The sequence below is a fragment of the Aurantimonas sp. Leaf443 genome, assembly GCF_001425575.1.
In the GTDB taxonomy this organism is placed as follows: Bacteria; Pseudomonadota; Alphaproteobacteria; order Rhizobiales; family Rhizobiaceae; genus Leaf443.
On record NZ_LMRD01000010.1, the window covers coordinates 13,109 to 35,782 of the forward strand.

27 protein-coding genes are annotated in these 22,674 nt (G+C 71.3%); 18 read left to right on the forward strand and 9 right to left on the reverse strand.

Going from position 1 to position 22,674, the window contains the following annotated elements; all coding sequences use genetic code 11:
• Position 1 precedes the first annotated feature (1 nt).
• Positions 2–991 carry a D-erythronate dehydrogenase gene (gene denD / locus ASG48_RS14815; protein ID WP_055851436.1) on the reverse strand — a complete coding sequence of 330 codons (990 nt, stop codon included), beginning with the start codon at positions 989–991 and terminating at the stop codon, positions 2–4.
• Between the two features lie 103 nt (positions 992–1,094).
• Positions 1,095–1,841 carry an FCD domain-containing protein gene (locus ASG48_RS14820; protein WP_055851438.1) on the reverse strand — a complete coding sequence of 249 codons (747 nt, stop codon included), beginning with the start codon at positions 1,839–1,841 and terminating at the stop codon, positions 1,095–1,097.
• A 233-nt stretch (positions 1,842–2,074) separates the two neighbouring features.
• Here ASG48_RS14820 and ASG48_RS14825 point away from each other — a divergent pair, with 233 nt between their 5' ends.
• The 6 genes from ASG48_RS14825 (at position 2,075) to ASG48_RS14850 (ending at position 6,647) form a co-directional block, all read left to right on the forward strand.
• Positions 2,075–2,368, forward strand: coding sequence for a hypothetical protein (locus ASG48_RS14825; protein WP_055851441.1), 294 nt, complete (start codon positions 2,075–2,077; stop codon positions 2,366–2,368).
• 110 nt (positions 2,369–2,478) lie between these two features.
• On the forward strand, positions 2,479–3,168 hold the full coding sequence (gene msrA, locus ASG48_RS14830) for a peptide-methionine (S)-S-oxide reductase MsrA (RefSeq protein WP_055851444.1): 690 nt from the start codon (positions 2,479–2,481) through the stop codon (positions 3,166–3,168).
• A gap of 224 nt (positions 3,169–3,392) precedes the next feature.
• The gene (locus ASG48_RS14835) at positions 3,393–4,388 is read left to right on the forward strand and encodes a BMP family ABC transporter substrate-binding protein (protein WP_055851446.1); all 996 of its coding nucleotides are present in this window, start codon (positions 3,393–3,395) and stop codon (positions 4,386–4,388) included.
• Positions 4,389–4,736: 348 nt separating this feature from the next.
• The gene (locus ASG48_RS14840) at positions 4,737–5,090 is read left to right on the forward strand and encodes a nucleotidyltransferase domain-containing protein (protein WP_055851449.1); all 354 of its coding nucleotides are present in this window, start codon (positions 4,737–4,739) and stop codon (positions 5,088–5,090) included.
• The gene (locus tag ASG48_RS14845; RefSeq protein WP_055851452.1) at positions 5,087–5,599 is read left to right on the forward strand and encodes a hypothetical protein; all 513 of its coding nucleotides are present in this window, start codon (positions 5,087–5,089) and stop codon (positions 5,597–5,599) included. Before ASG48_RS14840 ends, ASG48_RS14845 begins: the two co-directional genes overlap by 4 nt.
• A 106-nt stretch (positions 5,600–5,705) precedes the next feature.
• Positions 5,706–6,647: a nucleoside hydrolase gene (locus ASG48_RS14850; protein WP_055851455.1), complete on the forward strand. Its 942-nt coding sequence runs from the start codon at positions 5,706–5,708 to the stop codon at positions 6,645–6,647.
• A gap of 61 nt (positions 6,648–6,708) precedes the next feature.
• Here ASG48_RS14850 and ASG48_RS14855 read toward each other — a convergent pair whose 3' ends face one another.
• A complete protein-coding gene (locus ASG48_RS14855; RefSeq protein ID WP_055851456.1) occupies positions 6,709–6,924 on the reverse strand; it encodes a SlyX family protein in 216 nt (71 codons plus the stop codon).
• A complete protein-coding gene (locus tag ASG48_RS14860; RefSeq protein ID WP_055851459.1) occupies positions 6,921–7,379 on the reverse strand; it encodes a thioesterase family protein in 459 nt (152 codons plus the stop codon). Before ASG48_RS14860 ends, ASG48_RS14855 begins: the two co-directional genes overlap by 4 nt.
• 117 nt (positions 7,380–7,496) lie before the next feature.
• Between ASG48_RS14860 and ASG48_RS14865 the strand changes: the two genes are divergently transcribed.
• Genes ASG48_RS14865 through deoA form a run of 8 tightly spaced genes read left to right on the forward strand, consistent with a single transcriptional unit; the run spans position 7,497 to position 14,846 of the window.
• A complete protein-coding gene (locus tag ASG48_RS14865; RefSeq protein WP_055851462.1) occupies positions 7,497–9,032 on the forward strand; it encodes an ABC transporter ATP-binding protein in 1,536 nt (511 codons plus the stop codon).
• Positions 9,029–9,475 (forward strand): VOC family protein, encoded by a 447-nt coding sequence (locus ASG48_RS14870; RefSeq protein ID WP_055851465.1) that lies wholly within the window; start codon positions 9,029–9,031, stop codon positions 9,473–9,475. The genes ASG48_RS14865 and ASG48_RS14870 overlap by 4 nt, the downstream gene beginning before the upstream one ends.
• Entirely contained in the window at positions 9,472–10,611 is a 1,140-nt protein-coding gene (locus ASG48_RS14875) for an ABC transporter permease (protein WP_055851468.1), read from the forward strand. The genes ASG48_RS14870 and ASG48_RS14875 overlap by 4 nt, the downstream gene beginning before the upstream one ends.
• Positions 10,611–11,579, forward strand: a complete 969-nt coding sequence (locus tag ASG48_RS14880) for an ABC transporter permease (protein WP_055851471.1) — start codon at positions 10,611–10,613, stop codon at positions 11,577–11,579. Before ASG48_RS14875 ends, ASG48_RS14880 begins: the two co-directional genes overlap by 1 nt.
• 4 nt (positions 11,580–11,583) lie before the next feature.
• Complete coding sequence (locus ASG48_RS14885; RefSeq protein WP_055851473.1) at positions 11,584–11,979, forward strand: cytidine deaminase; 396 nt, start codon at positions 11,584–11,586, stop codon at positions 11,977–11,979.
• On the forward strand, positions 11,976–12,779 hold the full coding sequence (locus ASG48_RS14890) for a purine-nucleoside phosphorylase (protein WP_055851476.1): 804 nt from the start codon (positions 11,976–11,978) through the stop codon (positions 12,777–12,779). The genes ASG48_RS14885 and ASG48_RS14890 overlap by 4 nt, the downstream gene beginning before the upstream one ends.
• A complete protein-coding gene (gene deoC, locus ASG48_RS14895) occupies positions 12,772–13,530 on the forward strand; it encodes a deoxyribose-phosphate aldolase (protein ID WP_055851479.1) in 759 nt (252 codons plus the stop codon). The genes ASG48_RS14890 and deoC overlap by 8 nt, the downstream gene beginning before the upstream one ends.
• On the forward strand, positions 13,530–14,846 hold the full coding sequence (gene deoA, locus ASG48_RS14900) for a thymidine phosphorylase (protein ID WP_055851481.1): 1,317 nt from the start codon (positions 13,530–13,532) through the stop codon (positions 14,844–14,846). Before deoC ends, deoA begins: the two co-directional genes overlap by 1 nt.
• A 22-nt stretch (positions 14,847–14,868) precedes the next feature.
• On the opposite strand, the gene ASG48_RS14905 is transcribed toward deoA, so the two are convergent.
• From ASG48_RS14905 to ASG48_RS14925, 5 genes are all read right to left on the reverse strand, one after another.
• Entirely contained in the window at positions 14,869–15,384 is a 516-nt protein-coding gene (locus tag ASG48_RS14905; protein ID WP_055851485.1) for a TIGR02281 family clan AA aspartic protease, read from the reverse strand.
• Positions 15,385–15,556: 172 nt separating this feature from the next.
• Positions 15,557–16,186 carry a uracil phosphoribosyltransferase gene (upp, locus tag ASG48_RS14910; RefSeq protein ID WP_055851488.1) on the reverse strand — a complete coding sequence of 210 codons (630 nt, stop codon included), beginning with the start codon at positions 16,184–16,186 and terminating at the stop codon, positions 15,557–15,559.
• A 36-nt stretch (positions 16,187–16,222) separates the two neighbouring features.
• On the reverse strand, positions 16,223–17,242 hold the full coding sequence (add, locus tag ASG48_RS14915) for an adenosine deaminase (protein ID WP_244486913.1): 1,020 nt from the start codon (positions 17,240–17,242) through the stop codon (positions 16,223–16,225).
• A complete protein-coding gene (locus ASG48_RS14920) occupies positions 17,239–18,438 on the reverse strand; it encodes a phosphopentomutase (protein ID WP_055851491.1) in 1,200 nt (399 codons plus the stop codon). The genes add and ASG48_RS14920 overlap by 4 nt, the downstream gene beginning before the upstream one ends.
• 95 nt (positions 18,439–18,533) lie before the next feature.
• The gene (locus ASG48_RS14925; RefSeq protein WP_055851494.1) at positions 18,534–19,001 is read right to left on the reverse strand and encodes a pilus assembly protein N-terminal domain-containing protein; all 468 of its coding nucleotides are present in this window, start codon (positions 18,999–19,001) and stop codon (positions 18,534–18,536) included.
• A gap of 221 nt (positions 19,002–19,222) precedes the next feature.
• Here ASG48_RS14925 and ASG48_RS18010 point away from each other — a divergent pair, with 221 nt between their 5' ends.
• The 4 genes from ASG48_RS18010 (at position 19,223) to ASG48_RS14940 (ending at position 22,670) form a co-directional block, all read left to right on the forward strand.
• Positions 19,223–19,399, forward strand: a complete 177-nt coding sequence (locus ASG48_RS18010; RefSeq protein WP_082529503.1) for a Flp family type IVb pilin — start codon at positions 19,223–19,225, stop codon at positions 19,397–19,399.
• Between the two features lie 134 nt (positions 19,400–19,533).
• Entirely contained in the window at positions 19,534–20,043 is a 510-nt protein-coding gene (locus tag ASG48_RS14930; RefSeq protein ID WP_156381625.1) for a prepilin peptidase, read from the forward strand.
• Between the two features lie 138 nt (positions 20,044–20,181).
• Positions 20,182–21,015, forward strand: coding sequence for a Flp pilus assembly protein CpaB (gene cpaB, locus ASG48_RS14935; RefSeq protein ID WP_055851498.1), 834 nt, complete (start codon positions 20,182–20,184; stop codon positions 21,013–21,015).
• A 62-nt stretch (positions 21,016–21,077) separates the two neighbouring features.
• A complete protein-coding gene (locus ASG48_RS14940; RefSeq protein WP_055851507.1) occupies positions 21,078–22,670 on the forward strand; it encodes a type II and III secretion system protein family protein in 1,593 nt (530 codons plus the stop codon).
• The last annotated feature ends 4 nt before the right edge of the window (positions 22,671–22,674 follow it).

Sequence of the window (22,674 nt, forward strand, 5' to 3'; positions counted from 1 at the left end):
GTCAGACCTTCGCCACGCCGCCGAGCTCGTCCTCGAGATGGGCCCGGACGATCTCGTCGAACGTGGTCTCGGCCTTGAAGCCGAGGACGCGCGCCCGGTCCGCCGAGACGTCGGGCGCCCAGCCCGAGACGATCCGGGCGATGGTCTCGTCCGGCTCGCGGCGGATGAGCTTCACCGCCTTCTCGCCGACGATGCGGCGCAGCGCCTCGATCTCCTCGCCGACCGTGGCCGAGAGGCCGGGCATGGCGAGATTGCGGCGCGGGCCGACGGGCCCGGTGTCCATCGTGGCGGCATGCAGGAAGAAGCCGATCGCCGCGCGCGGGCTGGCGAAGAAGTGGCGCACCTCCTCCGAGACCGGCAGCACCGCCTCCTGCCCGTTCATCGGCTCGCGCAGGATGTTGGAGAAGAAGCCGGAGGCGGCCTTGTTGGGCCGGCCCGGGCGCACGCAGATCGTGGGCAGGCGAAGACCGATGCCGTCGAAGATGCCCCGGCGCGAATAGTCGGCGAGGAGCAGTTCGCCGATCGCCTTCTGCGTGCCGTAGCTCGTCAGCGGCGTCAGCGCGAAGTCGTCGGGAATGGCTTCGGGGAACGGTGCGCCGTAGACGGCGATGGAGGAGGCGAAGACGACGCGCGGCGCGTAGGGGGCCTCGCGCCCGGCGAGCCTGATCGCCTCGAAGAGGTCGCGCGTGCCGTCGAGATTGATGCGGTAGCCCTTCTCGAAATCGGCCTCCGCCTCGCCCGAGACGATGGCGGCGAGGTGGAAGATCGTGTCGGGCCGCCCCGCGATCAGCATCGCGGCCGAACCCGGCGCCGAGAGATCGACGGCATGGGTCTCGATGGCGGGCACCGCGCCTTCCGGCCGGGCGGGCTCGACGACGTCGGCGAGCACCATGGACTCCACCGGGCGGCCGCCGAGCGTGCCGTCGGCGGCGATGCGCGCGGCGAGCCGCGCCCCGATCATGCCGGCCGCGCCGATCACGAGTAGTTTCATGCCGTCCTCCCTCGGGCCCCTCGGCCCGCCGGCTTGCCGCCGGCCCGTTGCCTGTCGTCTCGATCCGGCCGCCCGCCGCCGTCCGGCCGGGCGCGGCCGCGTCTCATGGCGGCCCGGCGCGCGCCAGCATGGCGCGGGTCGTCTCGCCGATATGCTCGATATGGATCTCGAAGGCCCGGATCGTCGCCTCGCGGTCGCGCCGTTCGAGCGCGTCGACGATGGCCTCGTGATCGGCGATCGACCGCGCGACGACGCCGGGCTCGGCGACGGCGAGGCGCCTGGAATCGATGACGAAGCCGTAGAGATCGACGGTGAAGTCGACGAGCGCCCGGTTCGTGGCGAGGCGATAGACCGCCAGGTGAAACTCGCGGTCGCTGATGAGGAAGCGCAACGGGTCGTCCGCGACGGCGCGCTGGGCGCGCACGCATTCGCGCAGGAACGCGATCGTCCCCGCCTCGATGCGCGTCGCCGCCTCGCCGACGACCGCGCGCTCGACGAGGAGCCGCGCGGCATGGATCTCGTCCAGCGTGTAGACATCGACGCGATGCGCCTCGCGCGGGCGGCGGAACTCGGAGCCGACGGCGCTGGAGGCGATGCGGGTGCGCGCGCCGTGCACCACCGTCAGGAGCCCCTTGGCCGCCAGGATCTGGATGCCGCCGCGCACCGTCTCGCGGCTGACCTGGAAGGCGGCGGCCAGATCCCGCTCGCCCGGCAGGTCGTCGCCGATCTTCAGGAGACCGGAATCGATGAGGCTGGCGATCTTGCCGGCCACGACCTCGCGCACGTTGCGCCGGACGATCCTCTCGTGGAGGTCCGGCGCGTGGTCGAGGACGAGGGTGGGGGATGCCATGGTGGGCCTGTGGTCCATCCTTTAGACCACGATGACAGGCGATCGCGCGACCCCCGTCAATCCTGCGCCGCACCAAACCCATCCCGCGTCCGCGAAGGCGCGCCGGGCCTCGCGCGCGATTCACGAGGCCGCGAGAGGCGCTTGCGGCGGGCGGGCGGACATCCCATCTTGGTCCTTCCGGATTCTTCCCGGCCCTCCGCGACAGCGGCCGGCCGGCTCTGCAGGACGACAGGATGCGCTTCGTGATTCGCGCGCTCGGCTTCTTGGCCACGGCCTTCGCGGTGGTGCTCGCCATCGGCGACATCGCCCGCTCGCTCGCCGACGAGCGCATGGAGCTCGCGAGCGTCTCGGAGATCCTCGCCTCGGCCGGCGCCAGCCCCGCCGCGCCGGCCGATCCGCAGATCGCCGATCTCGTCGCCACGCTTCTGGCGGCCCCGGCCTCGCCGCTCCTCTTCGCGCTCGGCCTCGTCCTGATCGCGCTGTCGCGGCGGCCGCACCGGTCCGGCCTGCGGCGCCTGTCGGCCTGAGGCCGCGCGGGCCCGACGAATCTCAAGCCGGCGTGGCGCCCTTGCGGCGCCGCGCGACCGCCGCTCTCGCGCCGCGAGGGCACGGGCCCCCCATGCGCGAAAGGACGACCATGTACATTCTCGATATGTTCACCAAGAAGATGAAGCTGCCGAGCGTCGAGGACGCCCTGCCCGGACGCGCCGAACCGCTGCCGACGGCCGAGCGCCACTTCCTGAACGACCGGCCCCTGAAGCCGCCCTTCCCCGATGGAAGCCGCACCGCGATCTTCGGCATGGGCTGCTTCTGGGGCGTGGAGCGCAAGTTCTGGCAGCTGCCGGGCGTCGTCGTGACGGCCGTCGGCTACAGCGGCGGCGCCACGCCCAACCCGACCTATCAGGAGGTCTGCAGCGGCCAGACCGGGCAGAACGAGGTGGTGCTCGTCGTCTACGATCCGGCCGGCATCTCCTACGAGGCGCTGCTCAAGGCCTTCTGGGAAGGCCACGACCCGACGCAGGGCATGCGCCAGGGCAACGACATGGGCACGCAGTACCGCTCGGGCATCTACTATGCCGACGAGGATCAGCGCGAGGCGGCGCTCGCCTCGAAGGCGGCCTATCAGGCCGCGCTCGAGAAGGCCGGCCACAAGGGCCGCATTACCACCGAGATCGAGCCCGCCGGCGCCTTCTACTACGCGGAAGCCTATCACCAGCAGTATCTCGCCAAGAATCCCGGCGGCTATTGCGGCATCGGCGGCACCGGCGTCTCCTGCCCGATCGGGCTCGGCACGCCGGCCGGCGCGGGAACGCAGGCGGCCGAGTAGGCCGGGCGTCCGCGACCGCGGGACATGGCGCGGGCGGCGGAGGCGGCCCGCGCCAGGCCCGCCTCCGCCGCCCGGACCGCGGCCAGATTTCACGTGAAATCGGCCCTCGCCCGTGCCAGTCTCGCCCTCGTGCCCGGACCGGGGCGTGAAGCGCCCCGTCCGGTCCCGTTTTCCAGCGGGCGAACCCGCCACGGGGCGCCCCGCGACACGAGGATCGAGACTCGATGAAACGCTTCCTGGCCGGGCTTCTCGCCGCAACCGTCCTGACCGCAGGCGCCGCGAAGGCGGCCGACGACAAGCCGGCGATCCTCTACGATCTGGGCGGAAAGTTCGACAAGTCCTTCAACGAGGCCGCCTATAACGGCGCCGAGAAGTACAAGGCGGAGACGGGCGTCGCCTATCGCGAGTTCGAGATCGTCAACGACACGCAGCGCGAACAGGCCCTGCGCCGCTTCGCCCGCGACGGGGCGAGCCCGATCATCTCCGTCGGCTTCAGCCAGGCCGCCGCGCTCGAAGCCGTCGCCAAGGAATTTCCCGACACCAAGTTCGCCATCATCGACGCCGTGGTCGAGGCGCCGAACGTGCGCTCCATCCTCTTCAAGGAGGAGGAGGGCTCCTATCTCGTCGGCCTCCTGGCCGGCATGAAGTCGCAGACCGGCAAGGTCGGCTTCATCGGCGGCATGGACATTCCCCTCATCTCCAAGTTCGGCTGCGGCTATCGCGGCGGCGTCAAGGCCGCCAGGGCGGACGCCGAGGTCCTCTGGAACATGACGGGCACGACGGGCGCGGCCTGGAACGACCCGGTGCGCGGCGGCGAGCTCGCCAAGTCGCAGATGGACCAGGGCGCCGACGTCATCTTCCACGCCGCCGGCGGCACCGGCATCGGCGTCCTGCAGGCCGCCGCCGACGCCGGCAAGTTCGGCATCGGCGTCGATTCCAACCAGAACATGCTGCATCCCGGCCACGTCCTCACCTCCATGGTGAAGCGCGTCGACAACGCCGTCTACGCGACCTTCGCGGACGCGGCCAAGGGCAGCTGGACCGCCGGCACGCAGATGCTCGGCCTCAAGGAGGACGGCGTCGCCTACGCCCTGGACGACGACAACAAGGCGCTCCTGACGCCCGAGATGACCGCCGCCGCCGAGAAGGCCAAGGCCGACATCATCGCCGGCACCGTGAAGGTCCACGACTTCACCACCGACAGCGCCTGCCCGTACTGAGGGCAGAACCGCGGCCTTCCGCCGCCGCACAAGGGGGCGAACGTCCCGCGACGCCAGTGCTCTCCCCTTCTCCCCTCGGGGGAGAAGGGCGCTGCGTCCCGGCCGTCACCATCACTTTGCCGCGATGCGCCGTCGATGCTATCGCCAGCCGGCGACACGAGGTGCGGGAGAGCGGAGAGCGCGACATGGCCGAGAAGGTGATCTTCGACACCGATCCGGGTCCGGACGACGCGGTGGCGCTCCGTGCGGCGCCGGGCTTGCCGGTCCTTCGTCTTCATCCGGCATATCGATGATGGGATCGCAATGACGGACGATCGTTCACGCCCGTTGCAGACACGGGGGAAGGAAATGTCCGGCAGCGGGCGATGCTCGCCGGAGGCGACGACCCTGGCGCAGCGCAAGCGGAACGAGGCGACGCGCCGGACGCTGGCCGCCGATGCCGCGGTGCGCGCGCTTCGCGATTACGCGCGGGGGCATGGCGGACGTTACGTCGTCTTCGGATCCTACGTCACGGGAGCGATGCGATACGACAGCGATCTCGATGTCCTCGTCGATTTTCCCGTCGAGCTGACGCCGCAGGCCTGGCGGTTCGCGGAGGATGTCTGCGCCGGGACCGCCGTCCCGCTGGACATCCACGACGCGCGGACCGCCACGCCCGCTTTCTGCGAACGGGTGATGAGCAGAGGCCTTCTCCTTCCGTGACGGACGTGCGCTGGATCGAGGTCGAGGACGATCTGGCGTCGGCATGCCGGCACTTCGGCAACGCCGCTTGGCTGGCCGACGACGGCGGGTTCGACGACGACGGCATCGCCGGGTACCGGGCGCGGATGGCGCTTCTGCATGCCATGCAGTCCGCCCACACCTCGCTCGAAGGCGCGCTCCGGCGAATCCTCGAAATCCTCGGCGAGGAACCTCCGGTCGGCGGCAACTCCCATGTCGACCTCGTCAGGCGCGTGTCCAGAGCGGTCGACACGCCCGGCCATGTGCGTCCCGCGATCCTGACACCGGACGTCTTCCGCGACGTGGACGAGTCCCGGCGGTTCCGTCATCGCGCGACCCATGACTACGACAATTTCGACCCGACGCTCGCCAAGCCGTCCATCGAAGCCGCGCGCCGTCTCGCTGTCGGTCTCGGACCCTGCATCGCGGCGTTCAGGGATCGCGTCGATCCGCCGTCGCCCGAGGTCGACGACGACGAACATACAGGATGACGGGCGATGACGGTCGCGCGTGGTCGACCCTTGGAGCGCGCGCGGTGACGCGGTGCTCCGTCGATGCTATCGCCAGCCGGCGACACGAGGTGCGGGAGAGCGCGACATGGCCGAGAAGGTGATCTTCGACACCGATCCGGGGCAGGACGACGCGGTGGCGATCCTTGCGGCGCTGGGCTCGCCGGCCGAGATCGAGGTGCTCGGCATCGTCACCGTCGCCGGCAACATCCCGATCCATCACACGACGCGCAACGCCCTGCGGCTCGTGGAACTGGCCGGCCGTACCGAGGTGCCGGTCATCCAGGGCTGCGACCGGCCGCTGGTGCGCCGGCTCGTCACCGCCGAGCACGTGCACGGGCAGACCGGGCTCGACGGGTCGGACCTGCCCGAGCCCTCGATCGCCGCCCGGCCCGGCCACGGCGTCGACTTCATCGTCGAGACGGTGCGCGCGCACGAAGCGGGCACGATCAGCCTTCTGGCGCTCGGGCCCCTGACCAATGTCGCGCTGGCGCTGCAGAAGGCGCCGGACATCGCGGGCCGGCTGAAGCGCATCGTGCTCATGGGCGGGGCCTATTTCGAGGTCGGCAACATCACCCCCGCCGCCGAGTTCAACATCTATGTGGACCCCGAAGCGGCCGCGATGGTGGTGGCGAGCGGCGTGCCGCTGGTCATGCTGCCGCTCGACGTGACCCATGCGATGCGCTCGACCAAGCCGCGCATCGCCGCCTTCGCCGGGCTCGGCAACCGGGCGGGCGAGGCGGTCGCGGCCATGCTCTCCTTCTCCGAGGTCTACGACCTCAGGAAATACGGCTGGGACGGCGCGCCGCTGCACGACCCCTGCGTGACCGCCTATGTCCTCGCGCCCCATCTCTTCGAGGGCCGGCACATCAACGTGGAGATCGAGACGGCGAGCGCGCTCACGCGCGGCATGACGGTGGCCGACTACTGGGGCGTGACCGACCGCGCGCCGAACGCCTTCTACGTGCGCTCGGGCGATGCCGACGCCTTCTTCGCGCTCCTGACCGAGCGTATCGCGACCTTGCCGTGACGCGTCGGTAACGGCCCGAGGCGACAACAGCGCCGAGCCGCGTAAACGACGACGTTTGCCGTCAGTAATGCGGCGGCTTGGTGATCTCGGGCCGCGCGAAGCCGCCCTCCTCCAGACCGTTCACGCGGTCGGCGATCTGCTTGACGGCGCGCTGCAGCGCGACGAGCTGGTCGTGCGCGCCCTTCAGCTCGTCCGAGAGTTCCTCGATCGTCTTGGCCTGGTGGGCCACCATGATCTCGAGATCCTCGATCCTCTGGCGGTCGACGTCGCTGCTCATCGCATCATCTCCTGCAGTGCTCTTCGCATCGCCTCGCCATGCGCGACCGGACGGCGCGTCAGGCGCTCGACGCTGACATGGACGAAGAAGCCGTCGGCCGCGGCCGTCTCCGCCTCGCCCCCGAACAGGGCGATCTCGTAGCGCACCGAGGAGCGCCCGAGATGGCCGACCCTGAGGCCCGCCGTGACGGGCTGGGGGAAGGCGAGTTCGCGATGATAGCGGCATCCGCTTTCCACGACGAGGCCGATCGGCCCCTGCCCGCGCAGGTCGAGAAGCCCGGCCCCGATGAGGAAGGCGTTCACCGCCGAATCGAACAGCGCGTAGTGCACGACGTTGTTCATGTGGCCGTAGGCGTCGTTGTCGCTCCAGCGCGTCGTCAGCGGCACGAAGCGGGCGTAGTCGGCCCGCACGGGCGGCTCCCCGCGCCCGGCGCCCGGCTTGCGATCCTCCGTCATCGTCCCTCCCCGTCCGGTTCGGCGCGGCCCGAAGCCGCCCGGGCGCCGAGCCTTTGCTTTCGGCGCGGCAGAGCCTAGTCTCACGACCGACCGACTATCGACAAGCGAGCATCGTGAATGGCCGAGCCGGCGATCGAACTGATCGACATCGACAAGACCTTCGGCGCCGTGCACGCGAACCGCCGGATCAACCTGACGGTCGAGAAGGGCACGATCCACGGCATCGTCGGCGAGAACGGCGCCGGCAAGTCGACGCTGATGTCGATCCTCTACGGCTTCTACCAGGCCGATCGCGGCGAGATCCGCGTCGGCGGCCGCACGGTCCAGATCCTCGATCCGAACGCGGCCATCGCGGCGGGCATCGGCATGGTGCACCAGCATTTCATGCTGGTCGACACTTTCACCGTCGTCGAGAACGTCATGCTCGGCGCCGAGCAGTCGCCGCTTCTGGCCAAGGGCATCGCCAGGGTGCGGGCGGAGCTGAAGCGGCTGGAACGCGACCACAGGCTCGACGTCGATCCCGACGCCGTGGTCGAGACGCTGCCCGTCGGGCGCCAGCAGCGCGTGGAGATCCTGAAGGCGCTCTATCGCGGCGCCGACATCCTCATCCTCGACGAGCCGACCGGCGTCCTCACCCCGCCCGAGGCCGACCACCTCTTCGCCGTGCTGCGCCAGCTGCGCGACGCCGGCAAGACCGTCATCCTCATCACCCACAAGCTGCGCGAGATCATGGACGTGACGGACGCCGTCTCGGTCATGCGCCGCGGCGAGATGGTGGCGACGCGGCGCACCGCGCAGACCTCCGTCGGCGAACTCGCCGAGCTGATGGTCGGGCGGCGCGTCCTCCTCACCGTCGACAAGGCGCCGGCCCGGCCCGCGGCCACCGCGCTCGCCGTCCGGAACCTGACGGTGCGCGACGAGCGCGGCGTCACCATGTGCGACGACCTCACCTTCGAGCTGCGCTCCGGCGAGATCGTCGGCATCGCGGGGGTCGCCGGCAACGGGCAGTCCGAGCTCCTGGAGACGCTGGCCGGCATCCGCCGGGCCAGTTCGGGCCGCATCACCCTTCTCGGCGAGACGATCGACCCCGCGAGCGGACGCGTCGATCCCGCCGCGATGCGCGCGCGGGGCCTCGCCCACGTGCCGGAGGACCGCCACCACATGGGCCTCGTCCTGCCCTTCAAGGCCTACGAGAACGCGATCCTCGGCTATCACGACGATCCCGCGCTGCGGCGCGGCCCGCTTCTCGACGTCGCCGCCATGCGCCGGCGCGCCGAGGGCGAGATCGCCGCCTACGACATCCGCCCGCCCGCCTGCGACCTGAAGACCGCCAACTTCTCCGGCGGCAACCAGCAGAAGATCGTGCTCGCGCGCGAGATGGAGCGCGACCCGAAAGTGCTCCTCATCGGCCAGCCGACGCGCGGCGTCGATGTCGGAGCCATCGAGTTCATCCACCGCCGCATCGTGGAGATGCGCGACGCCGGCAAGGCGATCCTTCTCGTCTCCGTCGAGCTCGACGAGATCCGCGCGCTCTGCGACCGCATCCTCGTCATGTTCGCCGGGCGCATCGTCGGCGAGCGCCCGGGCGGGGCGGACGAGAACGAACTCGGCCTCCTGATGGCCGGCATCGAAAGCCGCGAGGCCGCCGAGTGAGGGACGCGCGCCTCACGCTCCTGACCCTCGGCGTCGCCGATCTCGAAAGCGCGGCCCGTTTCTACGAGGCGCTCGGCTGGGCGCGTACGGGGGCGGGCAACGAGAGCGTCGTGTTCCTGCAGGGCGAAGGCCTCGTCCTCTCGCTCTTCGGCCTCGACGATCTGGCGCGCGATGCCGGGCTCGAGCCCGGCGCGGCGCTGCCGGCCTTCCGCGGCATGGCGCTCGCGATCAACCTGCCGGACGAGGCCGGGACGGACCGGCTCTACGCCGCGGCGCTCGCCGCCGGCGCCAGCGCCGTGAAGCCGCCTCAGAAGGCGCCCTGGGGCGGCTATTCCGGCTATTTCGCCGATCCCGACGGCCATCTGTGGGAACTGGCCCACAATCCCTTCTTCCCGCTCACACCGGAGGGCCACGTGAACCTTCTCGCCAAGGACGGCGCATGAGCCGTCCCTATGCCAAGCTGCCCGCCTCCGTCGAGTTCGGCCTCATCCCCCTCGTCAATCTCGTCGTCGCCTTCGCCGTCGCCGGCCTCGTCGTCCTGGCCGTCGGCGAAAGCCCGGTGGAGGCGGCGCGGCTGATGCTGCGCGGGGCCTTCGGCTACGGCGAGGGCATCGGCTTCACGCTCTACTACGCGACGAACTTCATCTTCACCGGCCTTGCCGTCGCGGTCGCCTTCCATGCCGGGCTCTTCAACATCGGCGGCGAGGGGCAGGCCTATCTCGGCGGGCTCGGCGTCGCGCTCGTCGCGCTCGGCCTCGGCGCGCTCCTGCCCTGGTGGCTGACGCTGCCGATCGCCATCCTCGCCTCGGCGCTGTTCGGCGCGGCCTGGGCCTTCCTGCCCGGCCTCCTGCAGGCGACGCGCGGCAGCCACGTCGTCATCACCACCATCATGTTCAACTTCATCGCCGCCAGCCTGATGGTCTATCTCCTGGCCGGCCCGCTGAAGCCCATGGGCACGATGGCGCCGGAGACGGCGACCTTTGCGGCGGGCGGACAGCTGCCCAAGCTCGGGCCCCTGTTCGAGCTCTTCGGCGTGCGGCTCGGCGGCGCGCCGCTCAACGTCTCGCTCTTCGTGGCGCTGGCGGCCGCCCTCCTCGTCTGGCTCATGATCTGGCGCACCAGGCTCGGCTACGAGATCCGAACGCTCGGCCATTCGCCGAAGGCCGCGCATTATGCGGGCATGTCGCGCACGCGCCTCGTCGTCATCGCCATGGCGATCTCCGGCGCGCTCGCCGGCATGATGGCGCTGAACCCGGTGATGGGCGACCAGTACCGGCTCGTGATCGACTTTCCCTCCGGCGCCGGCTTCGTGGGCATCGCCGTCGCGCTGATGGGACGGGGCCACCCGGTCGGCATCGTCCTGGCCGCACTCCTCTTCGGCGTCCTCTACCAGGGCGGGGCGGAGCTCGCCTTCGACATGCCCTCGATCTCGCGCGACATGATCGTCATCATCCAGGGCCTCGTCATCCTCTTCGCCGGCGCCCTCGAGAACATGGTGCGCCCGGCGGTCGGGGGTGCGTGGCGCATCCTGGCGCCGCGCGGCACCGGCCCGGCCGCCGCCCCCGGGGAGACGCGCTGATGGACGCGAACACGCTCGTCAACCTCCTCGATTCCACCATCCGCCTGTCGACGCCGCTCCTCTTCGCCGCGCTCGCCGGCCTCTATTCCGAGCGCTCGGGGATCTTCGACATCAGCCTCGAGGGCAAGATGCTGATCGCCGCCTTCGCCTCGGCGAGCGTCGCCGCCGTCACGGGCTCGGCCTTCGCGGGGCTCGGCGTCGGCATCCTCGCGGCGATCGGCTTCTCGCTCGTCCACGGCCTCGCCTCCATCACCTATCGCGGCAACCAGATCGTCTCGGGCGTGGCGCTGAACTTCATCGCCTCGGGCCTGACCATCATCCTGGGCGCGGCCTGGTTCGCGCGCGGCGGCTCGACGCCGAGCCTCACAGGGGCGCAGCGCTTTTCGCCCATCGCCCTGCCGGGCGCCGACGCCCTGCGCGACGTGCCTGTCCTCGGCCGCTTCTATGCCGACATCGTCTCCGGCCAGACGCTCCTCGTCTACGTCGCCTTCGCCATGGTGCCGCTCACCTGGTGGGTGCTCTACCGCACGCGCTTCGGCCTCAGGCTGCGGGCGGTCGGCGAGAATCCGGCGGCGGTGGACACGGCGGGCATCTCGGTCGCCTTCCTGCGCTACCGCGCCGTCGTCATCTGCGGCCTGCTCACCGGGCTCGCCGGCTCCTATCTGGCGCTCGCGCAGGCCGCCGGCTTCACGCGCGAGATGTCGGCCGGCAAGGGCTATATCGCGCTCGCCGCCCTCATCTTCGCCAACTGGAAGCCGGTGCCGGTGATGCTCGCCTGCCTCCTCTTCGGCTTTCTCGACGCGATCTCGATCCGCCTGCCGGGGCTTTCCATTCCCGGCCTCGGCGCCGTGCCGCTGCAGGTGGTGCAGGCCTTGCCCTACATCCTCACCGTCGTGCTGCTGGCCGGCTTCATCGGCAAGGCGAGCGCGCCCAAGGCCGGCGGCATCCCCTATGTGAAGGAACGCTGAGCCGATGTCCGACGACCTGTTCCTGCGCGCCCGGCAGGCGATGCGAAAGGCGCATGCGCCCTATTCGAGCTTCCCCGTGGGCGCGGCGCTGCGCACGACGGACGGGCGCATCTATGCCGGCTGCAACGTGGAGAGCGTCGCCTTTCCCGAGGGCTGGTGCGCTGAGACGACGGCGATCGGCCACATGGTGATGGACGGCGGCGGGCGCATCGCGGAGATCGCGGTGGTGGCCGAGAAGCTCGTGGCCTGCAGCCCCTGCGGCGGCTGCCGCCAGCGCATCGCCGAATTCGCGAGCGCGCAGACGCGCGTCCATCTGTGCGACGCGGCGGGCGGCGTCGTGGAGACGGTGGCGATGGGCGAACTCCTGCCGCGCGCCTTCGACACGACGAGCCTCTCGTGAGCGCCGCCGCGCTCCTGCGGGAAAGGCTCGCCGGGCGGCGCCCGAACGTGGCGCTGATCCTGGGCTCGGGCCTCGGCGCGCTCGCCGAAGGGCTGGCGGAGCGGATCGAGATTCCCTTCGCCGACATTCCCGGCTTTCCGCGAAGTTCGGTCAGCGGCCATGCCGGCGCGCTCGTCTCCGGCCGCCTGGAGGGGCGCGAGGTGATCGTCGTCTCCGGCCGCGTCCACTATTACGAGCGCGGCGACGCGGCGGCCATGCGCCCCGTGCTGGAGGCGCTCGCGACGTTGGGCGTGCGCACGCTCGTCCTCACCAATTCCGCCGGCTCGGTGCGCCAGGAGATGGCGCCCGGCTCGGTGATGGTGATCGCGGACCACATCAACTTCTCCGGCCTCAACCCGCTGATCGGCGAGCCGGACGAGCGCCGCTTCGCCGGCATGACCGCCGCCTACGACGCGACCTTACGCGAGCGGATCTCGGACGTCGCGGCCGCGCTCGGCGAGGAGCTGCATTCGGGCGTCTACATGTGGTTCTCCGGCCCCTCCTTCGAGACGCCGGCCGAGATCGCCATGGCGCGCACGCTCGGCGCCGACGCGGTGGGCATGTCGACCGTGCCAGAGACGATCCTCGCCCGCTTCCTCGGGCTGAAGGTCCTGGCCGCCTCGGTCGTCACCAATTACGGGGCCGGCATGACCGGCGCCGAACTCTCGCATGCCGAGACCAAGGAGATGGCGCCGAAGGGCGGCGCGCGCCTGTCGCGCCTCCTCGCCGCCCTCCTGAGACAAGGACATCTCGATGACTGACGATCCCGCCGCCAAGGCCCGCCGCCTCATCGCCTGCCTCGACCTCACCGACCTGTCCGACACGTCCTCGCAGGCGGATGTCGCGGCGCTCTGCGAGCGGGCCGTCACGCCCGAGGGCAGGGTCGCCGCGATCTGCATCTGGCCGCGCTTCGTCGCCTTCGCCGCCGAACGCCTCGATCCCGCCATCCGCATCGCGACGGTCGTGAACTTCCCCGCCGGCGAGGACGACGTGGCGGCGACCTGCGACGAGACGCGGCGGGCCGTCGCGGACGGGGCGCACGAGATCGACCTCGTGATCGCCCATTCCAGGCTCCCCGTCGATCCCGGCTTCGTGACGGCGCAGGTGGCGGCGGTGAAGGACGCCTGTGGAGGCGCGCTCCTGAAGACGATCCTGGAGACCGGCGAGCTCGCCGACGCGGCGACGATCCGCCTCGCCTGCCGGGCCGCGCTCGAGGGCGGCGCCGATTTCCTGAAGACCTCCACCGGCAAGCGCCCCGTCGCGGCGACGCCCGCCTCCGCGCGCCTCCTGATGGAGGCGGCCGCCGGCGCCGGGCGCCCGGTCGGCGTGAAGCCCGCCGGCGGCATCCGCAGCTTCGAGGACGCGGCGGCCTATGCCGATCTCGCCGAGGCGATCCTGGGGCCGGGCGGCGCGACGCCCGCCCGCTTCCGGCTCGGCGCCTCCGGCGTCCTCGCCGATCTCCTCGCCGTCGCGCGCGGCGAGCGCCGCCCGGCCGCCGGCGCCGCCTATTGATGGCACCGCTGCCGCAGGAGACCATCCGGCACAAGCGCGATGGCGGCGAACTGGCCCCCGCGGCCATCGCCGCCTTCGTCGAGGGCCTGTCGACGGGGCGGATCGGCGAGGGGCAGATCGGCGCCTTCGCCATGGCGGTGTTCCTGAAGGGCATGACGCGCGCCGAGACCGTGGCGCTGACGCTCGCCCTGCGCGATTCCGGCGACGTGCTCGACTGGTCCGGTCTCGACCGCCCGGTGGTGGACAAGCATTCGACGGGCGGCATCGGCGACAACGTCTCGCTGATGCTCGCGCCGCTCGTCGCGGCCTGCGGAGGCGCGGTGCCGATGATCTCCGGCCGCGGCCTCGGCCATACCGGCGGCACGCTCGACAAGCTGGAGGCGATCCCCGGCTACGACGTCTCGCCCGACCCGGGGGTGCTGACGCGTCTCGTCTCGACGGTCGGCTGCGCCATCGTCGCCCCGACCGGCCGCCTCGCGCCCGCCGACGGGCGGCTCTACGCCGTGCGCGACGTGACGGCGACGGTGGAATCCGTGCCGCTCATCGTCTCCTCGATCCTCTCCAAGAAGCTCGCCGCCGGCCTCGGCGCGCTCGTTCTCGACGTGAAGACCGGCTCGGGCGCCTTCATGGCGCGCGAGGCCGACGCCCGCGCGCTGGCGGCCAGTCTCGTCGAGGTGGCGAACGGCGCCGGCCTTCGCACCAGCGCGCTCCTGACGCGCATGGACGAGGCGCTGGCCTCGGCCGCCGGCAACGCGCTGGAGGTCGCCAACGCGGTGCGGTTCCTCTCCGGCGCCCATCGCGACGCGCGGCTGGAGCGCGTGACGCTGGCGCTCGCCGGCCAGATGCTGGTTTCGGCGGGCCTCGCGCAGGCACCGGCGCAAGCCGAGCGGATGGCGCGCGAGGCGCTGGTCAGCGGACGGGCGCTGGAGCGCTTCTCGGCGATGGTCGCGGGGCTCGGCGGCCCGGCCGACTTCGTCGAGCGCGCGGATGCCTATCTGCCCGCCGCCCCGCTCGTGCGCGACGTGCCCGCGCCGCGATCCGGCACGGTCGTCGCGGTGGACGCACGGGCGCTCGGCCTTGCCGTCGTCGCGCTCGGCGGCGGGCGCACGCGCCCGCAGGACGGGATCGACCCCGCCGTCGGCCTCGACCGGCTGGCGGAGATCGGACGCGAGGTGACACGCGGCGAGCCGATCGCGCGGGTGCATGCGGCGCGCGAGACGCAGGCCGAGGCGGCGCTCGCCTCGGTCGCGGCGGCCTATCGCATCGCCGAGGGCACGGTCGCGCGCGCCGACCCCGTGGTCGACCGGATCGGCTGACGGGGCGAGCGGGCGCCCCTCCCTACTGGCGCAGTTCCAGCTGGCCGTCGCGGATCGAGACGCTCGACAGGCGCTTCAGGAAGCTCATGCCGAGGAGCACGGTCGGAAGGCCGGCGCCCTCGAGCACCAGCGCCTCCACCTCGCGCGCCGAGACGGCTCCGATCTCGACGCGGTCGAGCGTGACGAGGGCGGCCCTGGCCGGTCCGTTGGCGGTCTCGACGCTCGCGGTGAAGTCGGCGGGCCGCAGCGACAGGCCGAGCCGGCGCGCGGTCTGCGCATCCAGCGCGACGCGCGTCGCGCCCGTATCGACGAGGACGGGAACGGCGCGCCCGTTGAGGCGGGCCTGCGTGCGCGCATGGCCGTCGGGCCCGAGCGCGAGGCGCAGCATGCGCGGGGCGAGCGAGGCCTCGAGGGGAGCCTCGGGCGTCTCGATCGTCTCCACGCCTTGCGCCTGCCGGCGCTGCAGGACCTCGAAGACCGAGGGCGTCGCGAGGCCGATCAGCGTGGTGGCGGCGAGGACGGCGAGGAACTTGTGCATGCGGGCCGCCCTCTTCTCGGAGCGGCCGGGATGATGGACCGCGCCGCCCGCGCCGGCCGGATCGCGGCGCGCGGGGGCGAGCGTAGCGGGAGAGGTCCCGCCAGACCCTTGCCATGCCCCCGGCAAGGGCCGGATTTCGCGGCGAAGGGTTAGCGCGCGGTCAAGACGAGCGCTACTTCGTGCCGTACATGCGGTCGCCCGCATCGCCGAGGCCCGGCACGATATAGCCCTTCTCGTTGAGATGGCTGTCGATGGAGGCGGTGAAGACGGGGATGTCGGGATGGGCGGCGCGGAAGCGCTCGATGCCCTCGGGCGCGGCGAGGAGGCAGAGGAAGCGGATGTTCTGCGCCCCGCGCTCCTTCAGCTTGTCCATCGCCGCGATGGCCGAGTTGCCGGTGGCGAGCATCGGATCGACGACGATGACGAGGCGGTTGCCGAGATCCTCGGGCGCCTTGAAATAGTATTCCACGGGCATCAGCGTCTCGTGGTCGCGATAGACGCCGATATGGGCGACGCGCGCGGCCGGCACGAGGTCGAGCATGCCTTCCAGAAGCCCGTTGCCGGCGCGCAGGATCGAGGCGAAGACGAGCTTCTTGCCTTCCAGGATCGGCGCGTCCATCGGCTCCAGCGGCGTCTCAATGGCGAGCGTCGTCAGGTCGAGGCCGCGCGTCACCTCGTAGCACAGCAGCGTCGAGATCTCGCGCAGGAGCCGCCGGAAGCTCGCCGTCGAGGTCTCCTTCTTGCGCATCAGCGTCAGCTTGTGCTGCACGAGCGGGTGATCGATGACGGTGACGCCGTCCATGAAGGACCTCTCGGGACGAATGGTGACGCTCTCCGCTTAGCCTGCCGCAGGCGGCGCGCCAAGCGCCATCGCGCGCGCCAGCATGGCGTCGAGGAGCCGCCTGCGCGTCGGCTCGTCGACGAAGGCGGCCTCGATGGCGGTGCGGGTGAAGGTGAGGCCCCGCCCCGGCAGGAGGCTCTCGGCCCGCTCGTATTCGGTCGCGAGATCGGTGGCGAAGAAGGGCGGGTCGTCGGAGGCGAGCGTCGCTTTCACGCCGGCCTCCACCAGCGCCTTCAGCGGATGGGACGCCAGGTCGGGACAGATCCCAAGCGCGAGGTTGGAGCCGGGGCAGACTTCCAGCACGATGCCCTCGCCGCGCAGCCGGGCGACGAGATCGGGATCCTCGGCCGCGCGCACGCCGTGGCCGAGGCGCTCGGGCTTCAGCGCGTCGAGCGTCCCGCGCACGCTGGCGGGCCCGCAAAGTTCCCCGGCATGGGCGGTGAGGCCGAGCCCGGCCTCGCGGGCGATGTCGAAGGCGCGCGCGAAATCGGCCGCCCGCCCCTGCCGCTCGTCGCCGGCGAGGTTGAAGCCGGTGACGAAGGGAAAGGCCGGGTCGACGGCGATGCGCGCCGCCCGCTCCACCGCCTCGGGCCCGAAATGGCGCACGCCGACGACGATCTGGCGCGAGACGATGCCGCAACGGCGCTCCGCCCGCGCCATGCCGCGCGCCGCGGCCCTGAGATAGGCGGCGGCGGAGAGGCCGGAGGCGACGCCATGGTCGGGCGAGACGAGGAGTTCGGCATAGAGCGCCCCCATGCCCGCGATCGAGACGAGATAGTCGAAGGCGAGGCGCTCGAAATCCTCCTCGCGGCGCAGGAGCACGGCCGCGCCGTCATAGACGGCGAGGAACTGCGTGAAATCGCCCGTCCGATAGGCGCCGTCGCGCAGGAAGGCCGAGACGTCGCGGCCCTCGCGCGCGGCGAGCTCCAGCGCGAAGGCGGGCTGCAGCGTGCCCTCCAGATGCACGTGGAGCTCGGCCTTGGGCAGCGTCTTCGGCCCGGCGGCGGCGGGGATCACAGGAAGCTCGTCCCGTGGCGGCCGGGGGCGAGGCCGAGATGAGCGGCGACGCTCTCGCCGATATCGGCGAAGCTCTCCCGCGTGCCGAGCGCGCCGGCGGGAAGGCCCGGTCCGTAGGCGAGGATCGGCACGAGTTCGCGCGTGTGGTCCGTGCCCGGATGGGTCGGGTCGCAGCCGTGGTCGGCGGTCAGGATCACGAGGTCGCCCGGCTGGAGGCGCGCCTGAAGGTCGGGCAGGCGCGCGTCGAAGGCCTCGAGCGCGGCGGCGTAGCCGGGAACGTCGCGGCGATGGCCGTAGAGCATGTCGAAATCGACGAAATTGGCGAAGACGAGATCGCCCGCGCGCGCCCGGTCGAGCCCCTCCAGCAGGGCGTCGAACTGCGCCATGTTGCCGTCGCCCTTCAGGACGAGCGAGACGCCGCGATGGGCGAAGATGTCGGAGATCTTGCCGATGCCGACGACCTGGCGGCCGGCGGCGCAGGCCCGGTCGAGCAGCGTCTCCTCCGGCGGCGGCACGCAGTAGTCGCGCCGGTTGGCGGTGCGCCGGAAGGTCCCGGCGCTCTCGCCGACGAAGGGCCTCGCGATGACGCGGCCGATATTGAGCGCGTCGAGGCGCGCGCGCGCCGCCTCGCAGAGCCCGTAGAGCCGCTCCAGCCCGAACGCCGCCTCGTGCGCGGCGATCTGCAGCACGCTGTCGGAGGATGTGTAGAGGATGGGCCGGCCGGTCGAAACGCTCTCCTCGCCCAGCGCCTCGATGATCTGCGTGCCCGAGGCATGGCGGTCGCCGAGAATGCCCGGCAGGTCGCAATCCTCGATCAGCGCGCTCACCAGATCGCGCGGCAGGCAGGGCACCGTGTGCGGGAAGTAGCCCCAGTCGAAGGCGACGGGCACGCCGGCGATCTCCCAATGGCCGGAGGGCGTGTCCTTGCCGTTGGAGACCTCGCGCGCCGCGCCGTAGAGGGCGGTCGGCGCCGGCGCGTCGCGCCCGGCGCGCCCGGCGGCGTGGAAGAGGCCGAGCCGGGCCATGTGGGGCAGGCGCAGCGGACCCCGGCGCAGGCCGTCCCGGTCGCCCCGCCCGGCGGCGCAGGCCGCCTCGATATGGCCGAGCGTGTCGGCCCCCGCATCGCCGAAGCGCCCGGCATCGGGCGCGGCGCCGATGCCGAAACTGTCGAGGACGACGAGGACGGCTCTGGCCAAGACGGGAGGCTCCGGGTTCGGGCCCCTCCATGGGCCCTTCGCGCGCCAATCTAGAGCCCGGCGCCCGGATTTGACAGGCGCGGGGCCCCGGGCGGTCAGTTGGCGGCCGAGCCCTTGGCCATGCTCTCGCGCGACTGGTACTGCTTGGCCGCCTCGTCGAAGGCGTCGACATTGTCGCCGATGGTGACGGTCGGCTGGCAGTTGGGAACGCAGGCATAGGTCATCCGGCTCGACTGCCGGTAGACGCGCACCGTGCGGTCCTCGAAGCTCTGCACGCCCACCTGCTCGTCGACGATCATGCGGCCCTTGTCGTCGAGGACGACGAGATTGGTGATGCCGTAGGAGCGGCCGGTCAGGACGAGGCGCTCGGAGTTCAAGACCTCGACGTCGACGATGGCGGGATTGCCGACGATGACGGTGGTGGCGGGACGGTCGATCTCGACGATGCGGGCGTGGTCGATGAGGACCTCGATCATCGTCTCCGCCGATGCGGCGGGACCGCAGGCCGCGGCGAGCGCCAGGAGGGCACCGAGCGCGGCGACGCGAGGACGGAAGGAAGACATGGCGGTTCGGGACCCTCGCTGTGCAGGCGTCCCGAGGATGGCGCGCGCTTGGTAAGGGAAGGCTTAACGGGACCTGCCGCAATTGCCGAAAACCCGGCGGCGCAGGCCCGCGAAGTGTTTACCACCCCCATTAAACCGCCCGCAATCTGTTCGCAGTAGTGTCTGAACATCCGATCGAGAGACCTCGACGGAACCGAACCTGCCGAGGCACAGGAGTTATCATGACCAAGGTTTTCGCGAAGTTCCTGAAAGACGAGTCGGGCGCCACCGCCATCGAATACGGCCTGATCGCCGCCCTGGTCGGCGTCGCCATCATCGGCGGCGCGACGACGCTCGGCAGCAACCTGTCGACCAAGATGACCGCCATCGCCGGCAAGATCGGCACCACGGTTCCCTGAGGTCGGCGGGCCGGCGCCGGACGGCGGCCGGCCGCTGATATCCGTGCCACGGCGCAGCGAGCGGGAGGCCTTCCGCGGTCGCCCGCTCGCTCGCCGCACCCGGAGCGCTCATCCATCGCAAGGGCAGGCCAGCCGTGACCGCAGCGCTTCTCGTCGTCGTCTTTCCCTTCGCCATGGCCTTCGCGGCCTTTTCCGATCTCGTCTCCATGACGATCCCGAACCGCGTGCCGGCGCTGCTCCTGGCCGCCTTTCTCGCCGCCGCGCTGCTGATGGGGCTCACGCCCGAGGCGATCGGCTGGCATTTCCTCACCGGACTGATCGCGCTCTGCGCGACCTTCGCGCTCTTCGCCGCCGGCTGGATGGGCGGGGGCGACGCCAAGCTGATCGCGGCGAGCGCCGTCTGGTTCGGACCGACGCCGGTCCTTGCCGACTATCTCGGCACCAGCGCCCTGTTCGGCGGCGTCCTGACGCTCGGCCTTCTCCTGGCGCGCGGTCAGGTCCTTCCCGTCACCGGCATCGACTTCGTCGACCATCTCCTCGAACGCGACACGGGCGTGCCCTACGGCATCGCGCTGGGCGCGGGCGGTCTCGTCGCCTACAGCACCAGCCCCTGGCTCGAGGCCGCGCTGTCGAGCCTTGCGTGAGGATGAAGCGCGGCCGCCAAAGCCCGCCACGGCGGCTCGGCGAGGCCCGGCATCAGGGTTTGTTAACCATAAATTGAGGGTTCGACCTCGATAACCGACCCCGGAACCTGTCCGTCGACAGGTGCGAGGGGGATTGCGATGCAGTTCGCGCGTCTGGCCGTCGTCTCGATTGCGCTTCTGGCCGCCGGTGGCGCCATGTTCGTCGCCATGACGTTCATGGAACCCGTGCCCGTCGAGCCCGTCATCATCACGGCGGCGCCCGCGCAGCCGCCGATCAAGCTCGTCGACGTGCTCGTGACCTCCCGCGACCTGCCGATGGGCTCGCCCATCGAGGGCGCCCTCGACTGGCAGGCCTGGCCCGCGGACGGCGCCGGCCCGACGCTCATCCTCAAATCCCTGCGCCCGAACGCGGTGGAGGAGCTCAAGGGCTCCATCGCCCGCCAGACCTTCTTCGCCGGCGAGCCGGTGCGCGAGGCCAAGCTCATCAAGACCGACCACGGCTTCATGTCGGCGATCCTGCCCGCCGGCAAGCGCGCCGTCTCCGTGCAGATCAGCGCCGAGACCTCGGCCGGCGGCTTCGTCCTGCCCAACGACCATGTCGACGTCATCATGACGCGCCGCCGCGCCACGACGGGCACCGGCTCGGGCGCCGGCGAGCAGTTCTCGACCGAGACGGTCCTGCGCAACCTGCGCGTCCTCGCCATCGACCAGACGATCGAGGAAAAGGACGGCGAGCGCGTCGTCGTCGGCTCCACGGCGACGCTCGAGGTCGACCCGACGCAGGCCGAGGCGCTGACGGCGGCCCAGCAGATGGCCGACAAGCTCGTCCTGTCGCTGCGCTCCATCGCCGATTCCGTGCCCGGCTCGCCGGGCTATGCCGCCTTCCTCCTCGCCGAGGAGGAGAACGCCAAGCACGGCAAGATCAAGGTCGTGCGCTACGGCGTCAGCGAGGACGTGACCCCGGCCCGATGAGCGATCCGTCCCGACCCGACATGCCGCCCCGCCTTGCGACCCGCCCCTCACACGAGCGCCCGATGATTGCCCGACCGACCGCCGTCCGGACGCGGCGCGCCACGCGCGCCTGCCTGTCCACGTTCCTCGCCCTGACGACCGCGCTGGCGCCCCTGGCCTGCGTCCAGAGCGCGCGGGCGGCCGAGTCCACGGTCGTTCCCGTGCGCGGCGGCGTCCAGAGCGTCAATCTCGGCCTCAACAAGACGCGGGTCATCGTCCTGTCGGCCGACGCGCACGACATCCTCGTCGCCAACCCCTCGGTCGCCGACGCCGTGACGCGCGACGCGCGGCGCATCTACATCTTCGGCAAGCAGATCGGCCAGACGAACATCGTCGTCTTCGACCGCCAGAACCGCCAGATCGCCTCCATCGACCTGAAGATCGAGCGCGACATTTCCGGCCTCGAGGCCTCGATCCGCAAGTATCTGCCGGGCTCGGAAGTCCATGTGGACATGCTCAACGACAACGTCGTCCTCACCGGCCAGGTGCAGACGCCGCAGGACGCGGCGCGCGTGGAGCGCCTGGCGCGCATCTTCGTCACCGGCGGCGAGGGCACGACGGGGCAGTATCTGCAGTCCGCCGCCTCCTCCGGCGGGGGCGACGTCGCCTTCGGCCAGGAGCAGCGCCAGACCAGCCAGATCGTCAACCTCCTGCAGATCGCGGGCGAGGACCAGGTCACGCTGAAGGTGACGGTCGCCGAGGTGCAGCGCTCCGTCATCAAGCAGCTCGGCTTCAATTCCAGCGCCTCCGGCGCCATCGACGGGATCTCCTTTGCCTCTTCCGGCGACAATCCCTTCGCCCTCGGCAACCGCCTGACGAACAACCTCCTCAACGCGAGCGGCACGCTCGGCAACACGACCATCGCCGGCTCGCTCGCCGCCCTCGAGCAGGCGGGCGTCATGCGCACGCTCGCCGAGCCGAGCCTGACCGCCATCTCCGGCGAGAAGGCGAGCTTCAAGGTCGGCGGCGAGTTCGCCCTGCCCGACGGGCGCACGATCACGCCCGAGAAGCGCACCAACATCCGCGACGACGCCGGCCGCATCGTCGACACGGAGGTGGAGGAGGCGCAGGTCGAACTGAACTCGGTGCGCATGGAATACGGGATCGGGCTCGACTTCACGCCCGTCGTCCTCAGCCCCGGCCGCATCTCGCTGAAGATCCGCACCGCCGTCTCCGAGCCGACCTTCGAGAGCCCGTTCACGCTCGCCGGCGGCGTCAAGGTGCCGGCCACCAACATCATCGGCCTGCGCAAGCGCCTCGCCGACACGACGGTGGAGCTGCCCTCCGGCGGCAGCCTCGTCATCGCCGGCCTCGTGCGCGACGAGCAGCGCCAGGTGATGTCCGGCTTTCCGGGCCTCGCCAAGGTGCCCATCCTCGGCACGCTCTTCCGCAGCCGCGACTTCCAGCGCTACGAGACCGAGCTCGTCGTCATCGTGACGCCCTATCTCGTGCGGCCGGTGGCCCGCGACGCGCTGGCGCGTCCGGACGACAACCTCTCCCTCTCCTCGGACGGCGCGGCCAACTTCCTCGGCAAGGTGAACCGCGTCTACGGGCGGATGGAGACCCAGCTTCCCCCGGGCCGGTACCACGGCGTCGTCGGCTACATCTACAAGTGACCCG